This window comes from Reyranella massiliensis 521 (assembly GCF_000312425.1).
Taxonomy (GTDB): Bacteria; Pseudomonadota; Alphaproteobacteria; order Reyranellales; family Reyranellaceae; genus Reyranella; species Reyranella massiliensis.
The window spans coordinates 3,070,785-3,085,811 of record NZ_HE997181.1; the positions used below are offsets into that span (position 1 = coordinate 3,070,785).

General features: G+C 66.0%; 12 protein-coding genes. 6 read left to right on the forward strand and 6 right to left on the reverse strand.

Annotated features, from left to right (window positions below; translation table 11 throughout):
• Window position 1 precedes the first annotated feature (1 nt).
• Window positions 2–1,393, reverse strand: a complete 1,392-nt coding sequence (locus BN60_RS15040; RefSeq protein ID WP_043283954.1) for a Do family serine endopeptidase — start codon at window positions 1,391–1,393, stop codon at window positions 2–4.
• A gap of 155 nt (window positions 1,394–1,548) precedes the next feature.
• On the opposite strand from BN60_RS15040, the gene BN60_RS15045 reads away from it, so the two are divergent.
• On the forward strand, window positions 1,549–2,550 hold the full coding sequence (locus tag BN60_RS15045) for a Bug family tripartite tricarboxylate transporter substrate binding protein (RefSeq protein ID WP_020696917.1): 1,002 nt from the start codon (window positions 1,549–1,551) through the stop codon (window positions 2,548–2,550).
• A gap of 6 nt (window positions 2,551–2,556) precedes the next feature.
• Here BN60_RS15045 and BN60_RS15050 read toward each other — a convergent pair whose 3' ends face one another.
• Together BN60_RS15050 and BN60_RS15055 are read right to left on the reverse strand one after the other, a co-directional pair.
• Complete coding sequence (locus BN60_RS15050) at window positions 2,557–4,896, reverse strand: adenosylcobalamin-dependent ribonucleoside-diphosphate reductase (RefSeq protein WP_020696918.1); 2,340 nt, start codon at window positions 4,894–4,896, stop codon at window positions 2,557–2,559.
• Between the two features lie 60 nt (window positions 4,897–4,956).
• Window positions 4,957–5,676 (reverse strand): lysophospholipid acyltransferase family protein, encoded by a 720-nt coding sequence (locus BN60_RS15055; protein WP_020696919.1) that lies wholly within the window; start codon window positions 5,674–5,676, stop codon window positions 4,957–4,959.
• A 100-nt stretch (window positions 5,677–5,776) separates the two neighbouring features.
• Here BN60_RS15055 and BN60_RS28980 point away from each other — a divergent pair, with 100 nt between their 5' ends.
• Both BN60_RS28980 and hpt read left to right on the forward strand, forming a co-directional pair.
• The gene (locus tag BN60_RS28980; RefSeq protein ID WP_020696920.1) at window positions 5,777–6,442 is read left to right on the forward strand and encodes a zinc-ribbon domain-containing protein; all 666 of its coding nucleotides are present in this window, start codon (window positions 5,777–5,779) and stop codon (window positions 6,440–6,442) included.
• Window positions 6,443–6,452: 10 nt separating this feature from the next.
• Complete coding sequence (gene hpt, locus BN60_RS15065; RefSeq protein ID WP_020696921.1) at window positions 6,453–6,992, forward strand: hypoxanthine phosphoribosyltransferase; 540 nt, start codon at window positions 6,453–6,455, stop codon at window positions 6,990–6,992.
• On the opposite strand, the gene BN60_RS15070 is transcribed toward hpt, so the two are convergent.
• Genes BN60_RS15070 through argH form a run of 3 tightly spaced genes read right to left on the reverse strand, consistent with a single transcriptional unit; the run spans window position 6,993 to window position 12,355 of the window.
• The gene (locus tag BN60_RS15070; protein WP_020696922.1) at window positions 6,993–9,602 is read right to left on the reverse strand and encodes a TIGR02302 family protein; all 2,610 of its coding nucleotides are present in this window, start codon (window positions 9,600–9,602) and stop codon (window positions 6,993–6,995) included.
• 12 nt (window positions 9,603–9,614) lie between these two features.
• Window positions 9,615–10,889, reverse strand: coding sequence for a diaminopimelate decarboxylase (lysA, locus tag BN60_RS15075; protein WP_020696923.1), 1,275 nt, complete (start codon window positions 10,887–10,889; stop codon window positions 9,615–9,617).
• Window positions 10,886–12,355, reverse strand: coding sequence for an argininosuccinate lyase (argH, locus tag BN60_RS15080; RefSeq protein ID WP_051150135.1), 1,470 nt, complete (start codon window positions 12,353–12,355; stop codon window positions 10,886–10,888). The genes lysA and argH overlap by 4 nt, the downstream gene beginning before the upstream one ends.
• Window positions 12,356–12,390: 35 nt before the next feature.
• Between argH and BN60_RS15085 the strand changes: the two genes are divergently transcribed.
• The 3 genes from BN60_RS15085 to nadA all read left to right on the forward strand — a co-directional run bounded on the left by BN60_RS15085 (window position 12,391) and on the right by nadA (window position 15,021).
• On the forward strand, window positions 12,391–12,975 hold the full coding sequence (locus tag BN60_RS15085) for a TlpA disulfide reductase family protein (RefSeq protein WP_020696925.1): 585 nt from the start codon (window positions 12,391–12,393) through the stop codon (window positions 12,973–12,975).
• A gap of 1 nt (window position 12,976) precedes the next feature.
• A complete protein-coding gene (locus BN60_RS15090; protein ID WP_020696926.1) occupies window positions 12,977–13,933 on the forward strand; it encodes an NUDIX hydrolase in 957 nt (318 codons plus the stop codon).
• Window positions 13,934–14,031: 98 nt separating this feature from the next.
• Window positions 14,032–15,021 carry a quinolinate synthase NadA gene (gene nadA / locus BN60_RS15095; protein WP_020696927.1) on the forward strand — a complete coding sequence of 330 codons (990 nt, stop codon included), beginning with the start codon at window positions 14,032–14,034 and terminating at the stop codon, window positions 15,019–15,021.
• Window positions 15,022–15,027 lie beyond the last annotated feature (6 nt).

Genomic DNA, 15,027 nt, shown 5'->3' on the forward strand with positions numbered 1-15,027 from the left:
GTCAGCGGAACTGGACGGTCGAGACCATCCCGTCGCGGCCGATGCTGACACTGCTGACCTGACCGCCCAGGCGTTTCTTGAGGTCGTCGACGTTCTTCACGTCCTGACCGTTGATGCCCAGGATCATGTCGCCCTGGCGCACGAAGCGGCCGGCATAGGCGCCGGGCTTCACCTCGAGGATGACGACGCCGGCGCGCCATTCGGCCAGGCCCATCTCCTCCGCCACCGCCGGCGACATGTTGACGACCGTGGCGCCGGACAGCGGCTGGCGGCCGTCGAGCTGCGCCTTGTCGCGCGGCGGATTCTCCGGCGGCGCGGCAAGCTTGACGTTCACGACCACTTCCTTGCCGCTGCGCATGACCCTCACCGGCACCGTCACGTCGGTGTTCAGCGTGGACAGGCGAAAGCGCAGGCCGGCCTCGTCATCGATCACCTGCTCGCGGATGCCGATGATGACGTCGTTGCGCTTCAGGCCCGCGGCCGCGCCCGGCCCGTCGGGAAACACTTCCTTGACGATCAGCCCTGCCGGCCGTGCCAGGCCGAACCCCGCTGCAAGGTCCGGCGTCACGCGCTGCATGCTGACGCCAAGCCAGGGCCGCACGATGCGACCGCCCTGCGTGCCGGTGGAGACCATGCGCTCGACGATGTTCGACGGCGTGGCGAAGCCGATGCCGACCGACCCGCCGGACTGCGAATAGATCGCGGTGTTGATGCCGATCAGGCGGCCGTCGAGGCTGACCAGCGCGCCGCCCGAGTTGCCGGGGTTGATGGCGGCGTCGGTCTGCAGGAAGAAGTTGGAGTCGTTCACGCCACCGGCGCTGCGCGCCACCGCCGAGATGATGCCGCTGGTCACGGTCTGGTTCAGGCCGAAGGGATTGCCGATCGCCAGCACGACATCGCCCACCTCAATCGAATCGGAGTCGCGGAGATCGAGATAGGGGAACTTCTCGTCGCTGCCCTCGATGCGCAGCAGGGCGAGATCGAAGCGTTCGTCCTGGGTGACGAGCTTGGCCTCGAACTCCCGCCGGTCGGCCAGCACGACGCGGATTTCGTCGGCGCCGCGCACGACATGAGCGTTGGTCACGATCAGCCCGTCCGGCTTCACCAGCACGCCCGACCCCAGCGAGTTCTGCAGGCGCTCGCCTGCCTGCGGCGGGAACGGCATGCCCGGAAAAGGGAACGGCAAGCGGCGCTGCACCCGCGCGTTCGTCGTCGTGTAGATGTTGACCACGGCCGGCGACACGCGCTTGACCAGCGGCGCGTAGGAATAGGCCAGATCTGCCCGCGAGCTGGGCAGCGGCTGCGCCAGGACCGTCGGTGAATAGGCAGTTGCGGCACCACATCCGATAACAACCGCTGCCAAAATTGCCTGCCGCATCGCTCTCCGAATCATCCACTCGTCTCCTGGGTTGGGCCGGATTTGTGGTCATCCTTATGGCAAATCAAGGGCTGAAGCACACGGCTGGCATATCGATTGCAGAGCTTCCGGACAATGCGCACCTCGTCCCCGCCGGGGCCAGCGGCGCGCCGGAAACAAGGAAGCGCTTCATGAAACTGACCCGCCGCAACGTATTGACCGCCTCGGTTGCCGCCCTCGGCCCGTCGCTCGTCGCACCCGCCGTGAAGGCAAGTCCCGGCTGGCCGACCAAGGCCCCGATCAAGCTGATCGCCACCTTCCCGCCCGGCGGTACCGCCGACACCATTTCGCGCATCCTCGCGCCCAAACTTTCGGCCGCCCTCGGCACCCAGGTGGTGGTCGAGAACAAGCCGGGCGCCGGCGGCACGATCGGCTCCGATCTCGCCGCAAAGGCCGCGCCAGATGGCTACACCCTGGTGATCTCGCATGCCTCGCCGCTCGGCATCGCACCCGGCATTTATCCCAAGCTGCCCTACAACGTGGTGATCGACTTCACCCACGTCACCCTGATCGGCCACACACCGAATGTTCTGATCGTGCCGGCCGACGCCCCGTTCAAGACGCTCGCCGACTACGTCGTCGCCGCCAAGGCAAAGCCCGACCAGATCGCCTTCGGCAGCTCCGGCATCGGCTCCAACACGCACCTGATGGGCGAGCTGCTGTCGAGCCTGGCCGGCATCAAGTTGAAGCATGTGCCCTATCGCGGCTCGGCGCCGTCGCTGCAGGACATGCTGGCCGGCGTCATTCCTTCGATGTTCGACCCGATCACGACCAACGTACCGCACATCAACTCCGGCAAGGTCCGCCTGCTGGCGGTGAGTTCGGAGAAGCGCCTCGACATGTATCCCGATGCGCCGACCTTCGCCGAGCAGGGCTTCCCCAAACTGACGACCTCGACCTGGGTTGGCGTTTCCGGCCCCAAGGGCATGTCGCCGGAGATCGTCGCGCGTCTCTACGACGAACTGCAGAAGGCCTACAAGGCGCCGGAAGTCGTCGAGCGCTTCAAGGATGTCGTCCTGCTGCCCGGCGACAAGCCGATGACTCCTGTCGAATACACCCGGTTTGTCGGCGATTTCTCCGTGCTCTGGGCCGGCGTCAGCAAGTCGGCCGGCATCGAGCTCGAACTGGGCTGAAGGAGCTTACCCGCAGCGGGAATAGCCGCAGTTCAGACAAACGTCGCAGCCTTCCTGATGCGTCAGGGCGGCTGCGCCGCAGTTGGGACACTGCCCCATCGCGGTCGACGGCACCGCACTTGCCCCCTCGCCGCCGGAGGATTCGCGGGCGCCAGCCGTCAGGCGCACGCGCGGTTCGAACGTGTCGGTAAGACGCGGCGTTTCGGCCGGCGCCAGGAAACCGATCTCCACGAGATGACGTTCGATTACGCTGCCGATCGCGGCCAGCAGCGACGGCACATAACGGCCTTCCATCCACTGCCCGCCGCGCGGATCGAATACAGCCTTCAGCTCCTCGACCACGAACGACACGTCGCCGCCGCGCCGGAACACCGCCGAGATCATGCGCGTCAGCGCCACCGTCCAGGCGTAGTGCTCCATGTTCTTGGAGTTGATGAAGATCTCGAACGGCCGGCGACGGCCGTCCTGCATCACGTCGTTGATCGTAATGTAGATCGCGTGATCGCTGCCCGGCCATTTGATCTTGTAGGTTCGGCCCGGCAGGTCCTCCGGCCGGTCGAGCGGCTGGGCGATATAGACGACGCCGGCATCGCGTGACGGCGCAGGCGCCGGCACGAGAGCGGGTGGCGTGAGCGCGGACGGCGCAGCCTCGACCGCAGGCTTCACTTCGAGGACGGCCCCGGTCACGTCGTTCGGCCGGTAGGTCGTGCAGCCCTTGCAGCCCTGCGCATAGGCTTCCTCGTAGACGTTCTTGAACGCCTCGAAGGAAATGTCGCGCGGCAGGTTGATCGTCTTGGAGATCGAGCTGTCGACATAGTCCTGCGCCGCTGCCTGCATCGCCAGATGGTCCGCAGGCGACAGCGTCTGGGCATCGACGAAGACATCCGAGGGCGGCGCTTCGTTGCCACGCAACTCCCGCCAGGTGCGAAAGGCATGGTCGTCGACGCTTTCCTCGCGCTTGGAGCCATCGGGCTGCAGCACATGGCGTACATGGCTGAAGGCAAAGACCGGCTCGATGCCGGAGGAGACATTATCGGCCAGCAGCGAGATCGTGCCGGTGGGCGCGATCGAATTCAGCAGCGCATTGCGGATACCGTAGCGGCCAATCGCGGTGCGCACGTCTTCCGGCAGGCCACGGATCGTTTCGCCCGAGAGATAGCGCGTACGTTCGTAGAGCGGGAAGAAGCCCTTCTCTGCCGCAATGTCGGCCGAGGCGAGATAGGAGAAGCGCTGTACCGCGCCCAGCCACTCGCGCGTGAGCCGCACGGCTTCGGGTGAGCCATAACGCACCCCGCAGAAGATCAGCGCATCGGCAAGCCCGGTGACCCCGAGCCCGATGCGGCGCTTGGCCTTGGCCTCCTTCTCCTGCTGGGGTAGCGGGAAGCGCGACACGTCGATGACATTGTCGAGCATGCGCACGGCGACGGGCACCAGTCGCTCCAGCGCCTCGAGATCGAGATGCGCGCCGGCGCTGAACGGATTCTTTACCAGCGCCGCGAGGTTGATCGAGCCCAGCAGGCAGGCGCCATAAGGCGGCAACGGCTGCTCGCCGCAGGGATTCGTAGCCTGGATGGTCTCACAATAGTGCAGGTTGTTCCGCCGGTTCACGCGATCGATGAAGATCACACCGGGCTCGGCGACCTCGTAGGTCGCGCGCATGATGCGCTCCCACAGCGCCTTCGCCTTCACCGTCTTGAAGGTCCTGCCGCCGAACACGAGGTCCCAGTCGGCATCGTCCTTCACCGCCTTCATGAAGGCGTCGGTGACCAGCACCGAGACGTTGAACATGCGCAGGCGCTTGGGATCGCGCTTGGCATCGACGAACGCCTCGATGTCGGGATGGTCGCACCGCAGGGTCGCCATCATAGCGCCGCGACGCGAGCCGGCGCTCATGATGGTGCGGCACATCGCATCCCACACATCCATGAAGGAGAGCGGACCGGAGGCATCGGCGCCGACGCCCTTCACCGGCGCGCCCTGCGGCCGCAAGGTCGAGAAATCGTGCCCGATGCCGCCGCCCTGCTGCATGGTGAGGGCGGCCTCGCGCAGGTTTTCGAAGATGCCCGACATGTCGTCGGGGATCGCGCCCATGACGAAGCAATTGAACAGCGTCACTGTGCGGCCGGTACCGGCGCCGGCAATCACGCGGCCAGCCGGCAGGAACTTGAAGTCCACCAGCGCGTCGTGAAAGCGCTCTGCCCAGCGGGCCGGATCGCGCTCAGGTGCCGCCAGGGCACGCGCAACCCGCCACCAGGTGGCGTCGAGATCAGCATCCGCTTGCCCCGCGGGGTCGCGAAAGCGGTATTTCATGTCCCAGATGCGCTGGGAAACTTGAGCCCATTCCATCGCCAAAAAGTAGGCTCCAGCCCAGGCGATATCAACAAGATTGTTCTTTCTTTGTTCCTGCTAGTGGGCTGCCTTTACGAGCCGGTCGGTGGCCGTTTCGATGCGTTCGCGCAGCGTTGTCATGAACGTCTCGCGACTCAGCCCCGGCGGAATGGGCGGCAAAATCTCGACGTCGATGACGCCGGGCCATTTGATGAACTTGCGACGGCCCCAGAAGACGCCAGAATTCAAGGCGACCGGCACGACAGGGACGCCGAGCTGACGATAGAGCGCCGCCGTGCCGACTTGATAGGGCTTCTCCGTCCCGATTGCCACGCGCGTGCCTTCGGGGAAGATCAGGATCGACCGGCCCTCGGCCAACGTCTGCTTCGCCTGCCGCACGAGGCTACGCAGCGCCTTCGCGCCTTCGCCGCGTTCGACAGCGATATTGCCGACGCGCGCCATCGCCCAGCCGACGACCGGGATGAAGAGCAGCTCGCGTTTCAGCACCGTGGCGCTCTGGGGAAAGATCCGGGAGAAAGCGAGCGTCTCCCACGAGGATTGATGCTTGCAGGCGAGAATGACCGGCCCCGCTGGCAAGTTCTCCAGGCCCCGTACGCGATGCGTCAGCCGGCAGGTGAGGCGCAGCCAGCCCAGGCAGAAGTCGATCCAGAACAGCGACCAGGCGACGACGTAGCGTCGCGGCAGCAGAAGGATCGGTGCACCGACAATCGCAATGATCGTGGTGCCGGCATACCAGCCGACATTGAACAGGAAGGAGCGCAGCCCGAGGCTAAACATCGACGGAATGTATGTCGGCAAGTGGTGTTGCTTGTAACCCAAGTTTTAGTGGCCTAATGTCCGCCCGCAAGCACATCTAGTGGGGAATTCCCCGCTCATCATGCACGTTTCCTGTTCAAGCTGCGGCGCACGTTACGCCGTCGATCCGAAGGCGATCGGTCCCACGGGCCGGACCGTCCAGTGCGCCCGCTGCAATCATCGCTGGTTTCAGACGATCGAGCCGCCGGGGCATCCGCCGGACAGTTCAGGCACGCCGCCTGAACCGACGCCTCCTCCGGTGCCGGACATCGTGATCCGGCCGTCCGTGCCCGGCGCAGGCCTGCCGGCACTGGCGCCGCAGCCTCCGAAGAGCCCCTGGCGGACCTGGCTTGCCGTCGGCATCGGCCTGGTCGTGCTTCTGGCCGGCGTTGCCTATCTCTATCGCGGCGAGATCGGCGGCCGGCTGCCACCGGCATGGCAGACGATCCTCAAGGCCGATACGCGGTCAGTGCCCAAAGCGGCGCGCCTGCACATCGATCTCGATGCCAGCCGGATCGATTTCGTCGACGGGCGCTACGTCGTGACCGGCGAAATCGCCAATAGCGGCACCAAGCCGGGAACCACCCAGGCGCTGAAGCTCACTTTCCGCGCGGGCGAACAAGTGGTGGGACAACGGTCGGTGCCGCTGGTCGAAGGGCCAATCCCACCTGGCGGGCGGACCCGCTTCAGCTTGCCGCTTGACGATCCCCCCGCCGGCACGACCAACATCGTCCCGACCATCGACTAGCGAGCCGTCTATGCCCGACCGTCCTACCGTTTCCATCCGCTTCTCCGCCGCCGAGATCGCCAACCGCGTCGACGAGATGGCCAAAGAACTCGCGGGCAAGCTGGCCCCCGACACGCTGGTCGTCTCCGTCCTGAAGGGCAGCTTCGTCTTCGCCGCCGACCTGATCCGGGCGCTCAGCCGCACCGGCGCCGACTGGTCGATGGATTTCCTCACTCTGTCGAGCTACGGCACCGCCACCGAAACCACCGGCAGCGTGAAGGTGGTTCGCGACATCGTCGACGATGTGCGCGGCCGCGACGTCCTCCTGGTCGACGACATCCTGGAGTCGGGATACACGCTCAGCTTCGCCAAAGATCTGCTGCTGGAACGCGGCGCCAAGCGCGTGTCGATCTGCACCCTGCTCGACAAGCCCGCCAAACGGCGCACCAAGCTGCAGGCCGACTTCGTCGGCTTCCAGGCCGGCGACGAGTTCCTCGTAGGCTACGGGCTCGACTGGGCCCACCGCTTCCGCGGCCTGCCCTATATCGGCGTCGTCGAGAAGACCAACTAGCTAGTAGGTCCGCAGCAGGCGGTCGATGTAGTCGAGTTCGTCCTTCGGCCGCTGCTGTTCGCCCGCACGGCGGCGCAGTTCGTCGAGGATTTCGCGGCTGCGCTGGCGCTCCAGCTCGAGCGGCACCTTGTCGACGCCGGTGTCGACGGCATCGCCATAATTGCCGTCGGAACGGCCGAGCGGATCGCGATCTTCGCCGCGCCGCTCGCGTTCCTCGATCTCGGCGATGTCCTGATTGTTGCCGGGCCCGCGTTGCTGGCGCATCTGCTCGGCAAGATCGCCCATGCCCTGCTGGAGATTGTCGAGTGCCCGGCGCTGCGAGCGCGAGGCCTCGCGCGGCTCGCCACGGCGCAGCGCCTCTTCGGCCTCGCGCATCGAGCGCTCGGCCCGACCGAGCGATTCCGGCATCGGCATGCCGTTCTCGTCGAGCTTGTTCATGAAGTCGCCGAGCTGCCGGCGCAGGCCTTCCTGCTGCCCACGCTGCTGCTCGCCCCACTGGCCGTCACCGCGCTGGTTGCCGCCCGGCTGATTGCCCTGGCCCTGCTGCCCCTGCTGACCGCGTTGGCCTTGCTGACCCTGCTGGCCCTGCTGACCTTGCTGGCCGCGCTGTCCCTGCTGCTGTTGCTGGCGGCCTTCGCGCTCGGACTCGCCCAGAAGCTGGTTCTGGCGCCGCGACAGCCGGTCGAGCTGGTTCATCATCTCGCGGCCCTGCTGGCTGCCCTGCCCCTGCTGGCCCTGCTGCTGGCGCTGCTGGCCGTTGGGGTTCGCCATCATCGGGGTGGCGTTCTCCATCATCTTGCGCAACTCTTCGAGCAGACGCTTGGCTTCCTCGCGCTGGCCGTTCTTCGCCATCTCGCGAATCTTGTCGAGCATCTTCTGCAGGTCGTCGCCGGTGATGGTGTTGTTGGGATCCATCTTCTCCGCCTGCTCCTGCATGCGGCGGCGTTCTTCGGGATCCTTCATCTTCTCGGCGAGTTCACGCTGCCAGCGGCCCATCGCGTCGTAGAGCTGCTGGATCAGGCGCTCGATTTCCTCGTCGCCGGCCTGGCGCTGCATGGCGTCGCGCAGCTCTTGGCGGGCCTGCTCGACAGCGCGCTCTGCGTCCGAGGTCGCCCCGCTTTCCAGGCGCATGGCGAGATCCCATAGGAGCTTCTGGGTATCGGTGATCGTCGGCTTGTCACCGTTCTGGACCAGACGCGCCGCGCCGATGCGCAGGCCGAGCTGCACAACAGGGTCCTCGCGATAGCTCTCCGGCTTCACCTGGATCAGACGCATGCCGTCGGCCACGTCCATGCGGAACGCCTTGGGATCCCGCGTCAGCGCCTTGCGCAATACGATCAGCGCACGGGCCGTCGGGTCGTTGAACACGCGCTCCGGCAGCAGGAAGGTCTCGACGGAGCTGCGGCCCTTCTGGCCCAGCGCGTCGCTGGCGAACAGCATCACGGTGACCTTGAGGCCGGCCCAGGGATGGCTGGTGAGGTCGCGCACGAAGGTGTCGGAAACCTTCTTGGCGCTACCGGCGACCGGCAGGTCGATGCGCAGGACTTCCGGTTCTGCGTCGTCACTCAGCGCATCGTCGCCCAGGACACTGCCATGCAGGCGGACCTGGAGCTGAACGCCGGTTACGCCGAAATCGTCACCGGCGACGTATTCGACCTTGGTCGACCACTTGTCGACGCCGATGGGCCGCGAGAAATCGATTGTCGGCGGAAGATCGGGAATGACATGCAGTTTCCAGCGCGCCTGCTCGTCGCCGCGCGCCTGCAGCGTGATCGACTTGCCCTCGGTGATGGTCTGATCGACCTGATACTTGCCCTTGCCGACAGTGGAGAAGTCGGTCGATTCCTTCTTCGATCCCCCGCCGTCGATGACGAGCTGCGGCGGCTTGCGACCGCGTACATCGTCGACGAAACCCGCGATCTTGCTGCCGACAGGAACGCGCAGCAGCTTGTCCTTGTCGGCCATGTCGAGATAGACGGGCGGCTTGCCGGTGTAGGCAGGCGGTGCAATCCACAGGTTGGCGACGACCGGCGGCGGCGGCGGAAAGGCCGGCGTGACCGCGGCGGCCATGCGGTCGCTGCGCCAGCCACCGGCGACGGCGATCGCCACCACCAGCGCCAGGACCGGCACGAAACGCAGCGCCCATTTGTCGAGATTGGCGAGGCCCGGACGCGCCGGGCCGTTGTTGAGGCCCGCCAGGCGCTCGGCCTCGCGGCGGCGGTGCGCCTGCCAGAGCGCGGCCGCCATCGGGTCGGTTTCGCCTGCGGCCAGACGGTCCTGCACGGCGACCAGCGGCCGGTGCGGCACGCCGCTGTCGCGTTCGAGCCGGCGGATCGCGGCTTCCCGCGCGGGCCAGGCAAAATCCCTGAGGCGCCACCAGGCGAGGCCGGCAAAGCCCAGGCCCAGAGCGACGAGAATGCCGGTATGGACCCACGGGTCGAGGCCGGCGAAGAGGTCGAGATGGGCGGCCGCGACGAACAGGGCGACGACGGAAAGCAGCGGCACAAGCCGCGGCCACAGGCCTTCCCAGGCCAACGCAGCCCATGCCAAGCCGACTTTGCGCCCCAGTCCGGGCGCTTTGATGGTCGGTGTGGTCTGGCTCGCGTCCATCGTTTCCTTTCGCTAGGCCTTGATCTTCTCCATCCAGGGCGGGATCCGCTCGGCGGAGAGCATCTCCTCGATCGTCGGTCGCGGCCTGACGACCGCAAACCGCGTGCCGTCCACCATCACTTCGGGGATCAGCGGCCGAGTATTGTAGCTCGACGACATGACCGCCCCGTAGGCTCCGGCCGAGCGTACCATGATGAGATCGCCAGCTGCCAGCGGCGGCAGATCACGGTTCTGTGCCAGGAAATCCCCCGATTCGCAGATCGGACCGACAATGTCGCAACGGATCGTGGCGGCATCGGGGCGCGGCTGGCGAACCGGCATGATGTCGTGCCAGGCCTCGTAGAGCGTAGGACGAATGAGATCGTTCATCGCTGCGTCCACAATGACAAAAGTTTTCGCGGAGCCCGGCTTCACCAGGATCACCTCGCTGACCAGGACCCCCGCCTCGCCCACGAGGCGACGACCGGGCTCGAAGGTCAACTCGCAATCCAGCCCTGCGGTTTCCTTGGCGACCACCGCCATGAATTCGGCGATCGAGGGCGGAGTCTCGTCGGCGTAAACAATCCCCAGGCCGCCGCCGATGTCGAAGCGGTCGATCTTGTGACCATCGGTCCGTAGCTGGGTGATCAGTTCGCGCACGCGCACGATGGCATCGCGATAGGGCTGCACCTCGGTAAGCTGCGAGCCGATATGCATGGCCACGCCCACGACCTTGAGGTTGGGCAGCCGCCCTGCCAGGGCGAAAGCCTCGCGCGCCAGGTCGATGTCGATGCCGAACTTGTTCTCCTTGCGCCCGGTCGTGATCTTGGCGTGCGTCTTCGCGTCGACGTCGGGGTTCACGCGGATGGTGATGTCCGCCTTCACGCCGAGCTGGCCCGCCACGGCATTCAGGGTTTCGAGTTCCGCCGAGCTTTCGACGTTGATCTGACCGACGCCGGCTTCGAGAGCCGCCATCAGCTCCGACGGCTTCTTGCCGACGCCGGAATAGATGATGCGGTTGGCCGGTATGCCGGCAGCGAGCGCGCGGCGCATCTCGCCCACCGACACGATGTCGGCGCCCGCCCCCATCTCGCCGAAGAGGCGGACGACCGCGAGATTGCTGTTCGCCTTCATGGCGTAGCAGATGCTCGCGTTCATGCCCTTCATGCCGTCGGCGAACTCCTTCCAGGCAGCCCGCAAGGCGCCGGCCGAGTAGCAGTAGAAGGGCGAGCCGACCTGGGCCGCGATCGAAGCGAGCGTCACGCCTTCGGCATGCATCTCGCCATTCTTGTAAGTGAAGAAGCTCATCGGCCGCGCCCCTTTGCACTCTTGGACGCTCGTCCGAGAAACCGGCTGCGCGCCTCCTTGGTGGCGCGCGCCACGTTGGCCGGCGAAGTGCCGCCCAAGCTCTTGCGCGCGGCGACCGACGCCTCGACCGTCAACACGCCATAGACGCTGCGGTCGATGTTCGGCTCGACAGCCTGCATCTCGGCGAGCGACAGCTTGTCGAGATCGACGCCCTTGTCGGCCGCGATGCCGACGAGCGTCCCCGTCACGTGATGGGCCTGACGGAACGGCAGACCGACCTTGCGGACCAGCCAGTCGGCAAGATCGGTGGCAACCGAATAGTCGGCGGAAGCCACGGCGCGCATACGCTGCGGATTGGCCTTGAGGTCGCGGATCATGCCGGCCATCGCCGCAACGCCCAGCTCCAGCGAGTCGGCGGCGTCGAACAGCGGCTCCTTATCTTCCTGCATATCCTTCTGATAGGTGAGCGGCAGGCCCTTCAGGATCGTGCAGATCGCCACGAACGAGCCGAGGATGCGGCCTGTCTTGGCGCGCGTCAGCTCGGCGGCATCGGGATTGCGCTTCTGCGGCATGATCGAGCTGCCGGTGGTGAAGGCATCCGACAAAGCGATGAAACGGAACGGCGCCGAGCACCAGATCACGATCTCCTCGGCAAGGCGCGAGAGATGGACCGCCGTGAGCGAGGTGGCGGCGATGAACTCGACGACGTAGTCGCGATCCGAAACGGCATCGAGCGAATTGGCCATCGGCCGGTCGAAGCCCAGCGCCTTCGCCGTCTTGCGCGGATCGATCGGATGCGGCGAACCGGCAAGTGCAGCGGCTCCCAGCGGCGATTCGTTCAGCCGCGCGCGGCAGTCGGCAAGCCGGCCGCGGTCGCGGCCGAACATCTCGACATAGGCCAGAAGATGATGCCCGAAGGTGATGGGCTGCGCCGTCTGCAGGTGGGTGAACCCCGGCATGATCGTGGCCGCATACTCTTCGGCGCGCTCGATCAGGGCGGCCTGAAGATCGGCGAGCATCGGCTCCAGCCGGTCGATCGCGTCGCGGACCCACAGCCGCACGTCGAGCGCCACCTGGTCGTTGCGCGAGCGCGCCGTGTGCAGGCGTCCGGCGGCCGGTCCGATCAGCTCGGCCAGCCGCGCCTCCACGTTCATGTGGATATCCTCGAGCTTGGTCGAAAACTTGAAACGGCCCGACTCGATCTCCTCGCGCACCTTGGCGAGGCCGCGCTTGATGGCGCTGCCGTCCTTGGCCGTCAGGATGCCCTGGGCCACCAGCATGTCACAGTGGGCGATCGAGCCCGTGATATCCTGGGCATAGAGCCGCCGGTCGAAACCGATCGAGGCGTTGATCTTCTCCATGATCTCCGCCGGGCCGAGCTTGTAACGCCCTCCCCACATCGTGTTGGCCCGCTTCGTGTTGGAGCGACTCTTCGGCGCTCGCGCAGCCCTGTTCTTCCGTGCCATGAATTAACGCCACTTGTGCTTTAGGATCGCGGCTTATGGCATATCCCGAAAGAGATTTCCTCCCCGGCAGACGGCTGGTTCTTGCCGGCGGCCTGGCGGCCCTCGCCCTGCCGGCGACGGCCCGGCGCAGCCTGGCCGGCCTTAATCCGGACCTGGCCAGGGGCGCTATGGAGCGCTTTGTCCCGGCCAAGAAGCCGAAGCCGCTGGCCAATGTCGAGTTTCAGGACGCCGGCGACAAGCCGGTCAGCCTTAGTAAATTTCGTGGCAAGGCCGTGTTGCTGAACTTCTGGGCGACCTGGTGTGCGCCCTGCGTGAAGGAAATGCCCAGCCTCGACCGCTTGCAGGCCGCGCTGCCCAAGGATCGGTTCGTCATCATTCCCCTGTCGATCGACGGGCCGACCAAGTCCAAGGTCGTGCCCTTCTACAAGGAGCAGAAGCTTACCCAGCTCGGCATCTACTTCGACAAGGGCCGCAAGGCGATGCAGGGCCTCGACGTCACCCTGCTGCCGACCTCGATCCTGGTCGATCCCGCCGGCCGCGAGCTTGGCCGCATCGAAGGCGATGCCGACTGGGACATGCCGGAGTCGATCGAGCTGATGAAGGCGGCCATCGCCGCTTGATATGACGCCGCCACCTGCGATCTCCGATGCCGTCACGATCGAGCTGAACGCGGTCCTCGTCGCGCTTACCGGAAACCAGCCGCTGGTGCTGACCCTGGATGACGGCGCACTTCTGCCATCCGGCCCCTTCGCGACCGAGCATCCGACCCTGCAGAGCGGCGTTCGCGCCTGGGTCGAGCGGCAAACCCAGCATCCGCTGGGTTACGTCGAACAGCTCTACACATTCGCCGATCGCAACAGACCCGCGTCGGACGGGCGTCGCCGCGTTGTGTCGATCAGCTATCTTGGCCTCACCCGCGAAAGGCTGTCGGCGGGCGCCCGCGATCCCGAATGGCGGAGCTGGTATCGCTATTTCCCCTGGGAGGACTGGCGGGCCGGCCCGTCGCCGCTGGTCGCGCAAACGATCCTGCCGCAATTGTCGGCATGGGCCGATGCAGCAGGCGACGTCGCGCAGCAACGCGAGCGGCGGCAGCGGATCGACGTCAATTTCGGCGACGGCGCCGAGAACTGGAACGAAGATCTGATCCTGCAGCGCTATGAACTTCTCTACGAGGCAGGTCTGGTCCCGGAAACCCAGCAGGAACGACATCGCGCCACAGCAGTGCAGGCTATCGAGCCCGTACCGGGCATGCCGATGCGCCACGACCATCGCCGCATCCTCGCCACCGGCATCGCGCGGCTCAGGGCCAAGATCAAATACCGCCCTGTCGTCTTCGAGCTGATGCCGCCGGCATTCACCCTCCTGCAGCTCCAGCGCGCCGTCGAAGCGCTGGCCGGTCGGCCGATGCACAAGCAGAACTTCCGCCGGCTGATCGACCAGCAGGGGCTGGTCGAGCCGACCGGGGCCTCGACCTCGGAGACCCGTGGGCGGCCGGCCAAACTGTTCCGCTTCCGCCGCGAGGTCGTTCTCGAGCGGGCGGTCCAGGGCACCAAGCTTCCCCTCTCCCGCCCGATCTGAAGACCACCCCTCCCTGCGGAACGAAGGGCTTGACCTCCTATTATGCTCATTTCTAGTATAAATAATTAAATGCTCGTTATGAGCATAAGAGGTGTCCCATGTCCCTGTCCTCTGCACCCGACCTCATGGTCCGCACGGCTCCGCTTTACGACCGCGTGAAGTCGGTGATCCCGTCGATCGAATGGCCCGCCTTTGCCGGCGATATCGACGCCATCCTGGAACTGAAGCGCGAACACGATGCCGTCATCCTGGCGCACAACTACCAGACGCCGGAGATCTTCCACTGCGTCGCCGACATCGTGGGCGACAGCCTGGCGCTCGCCCGCGAAGCAATGAAGGTCGACGCCAAGGTGATCGTGCTGGCCGGTGTGCACTTCATGGCCGAGACGGCAAAGCTCCTGAATCCGGCCAAGCGCGTCCTGATTCCCGACCTCGGCGCCGGCTGCTCCCTCGCCGAGTCGATCACCGCCGCCGACGTCCGCCTGCTGCGCCAGCGCTATCCCGGCGTTCCCGTCGTCACCTACGTGAACACCTCGGCCGCGGTTAAGGCCGAGAGCGATATCTGCTGCACCTCGGGCAACGCCCGAAAGATCGTCGAGAGCCTCGGCGTGCCGAAGGTCATCATGCTGCCCGACGAATACCTGGCGCAGAACATCGCCGCCGAAACCGGCGTCGAGATCGTAACCTGGGCGGGCCACTGCGAAGTGCACGAACGCTTCTCCGCCGCCGACATCCAGCAGCTCCGCGCCGGCCATCCCGGGATCGTCGTCCTCGCCCATCCCGAATGTCCGCCCGAGGTCGTGGCTGTGTCCGACTTCACCGGCTCGACCGCCGCGATGATCGACTATGTCGGCAAGGAGAAGCCGACGCGCGTCGTGCTGGTGACGGAATGCTCGATGAGCGACAACGTCGCCGTCCAGCATCCCGACATCGACTTCGTGCGGCCCTGCAATCTCTGCCCCCACATGAAGCAGATCACCCTGCCCAAGATCCGGCGGGCGCTGGAGACGATGCAGCATGAAGTGACCATCGACCCTGCCGTCGCAGCCCCTGCCCGCCGCGCCGTCGAGCGCATGCTGGAGGCGTGAGAACCG

Excerpts from the sequence above, each read along its gene's own strand:
- BN60_RS15040 (WP_043283954.1), bottom strand. The coding sequence starts at position 1,393 with ATGATTCGGAGAGCGATGCGGCAGGCAATTTTGGCAGCGGTTGTTATC.
- BN60_RS15045 (WP_020696917.1), top strand. The coding sequence starts at position 1,549 with ATGAAACTGACCCGCCGCAACGTATTGACCGCCTCGGTTGCCGCCCTC.
- BN60_RS15050 (WP_020696918.1), bottom strand. The coding sequence starts at position 4,896 with ATGGAATGGGCTCAAGTTTCCCAGCGCATCTGGGACATGAAATACCGC.
- BN60_RS15055 (WP_020696919.1), bottom strand. The coding sequence starts at position 5,676 with ATGTTTAGCCTCGGGCTGCGCTCCTTCCTGTTCAATGTCGGCTGGTAT.
- BN60_RS28980 (WP_020696920.1), top strand. The coding sequence starts at position 5,777 with ATGCACGTTTCCTGTTCAAGCTGCGGCGCACGTTACGCCGTCGATCCG.
- hpt (WP_020696921.1), top strand. The coding sequence starts at position 6,453 with ATGCCCGACCGTCCTACCGTTTCCATCCGCTTCTCCGCCGCCGAGATC.
- BN60_RS15070 (WP_020696922.1), bottom strand. The coding sequence starts at position 9,602 with ATGGACGCGAGCCAGACCACACCGACCATCAAAGCGCCCGGACTGGGG.
- lysA (WP_020696923.1), bottom strand. The coding sequence starts at position 10,889 with ATGAGCTTCTTCACTTACAAGAATGGCGAGATGCATGCCGAAGGCGTG.
- argH (WP_051150135.1), bottom strand. The coding sequence starts at position 12,355 with ATGGCACGGAAGAACAGGGCTGCGCGAGCGCCGAAGAGTCGCTCCAAC.
- BN60_RS15085 (WP_020696925.1), top strand. The coding sequence starts at position 12,391 with ATGGCATATCCCGAAAGAGATTTCCTCCCCGGCAGACGGCTGGTTCTT.
- BN60_RS15090 (WP_020696926.1), top strand. The coding sequence starts at position 12,977 with ATGACGCCGCCACCTGCGATCTCCGATGCCGTCACGATCGAGCTGAAC.
- nadA (WP_020696927.1), top strand. The coding sequence starts at position 14,032 with ATGTCCCTGTCCTCTGCACCCGACCTCATGGTCCGCACGGCTCCGCTT.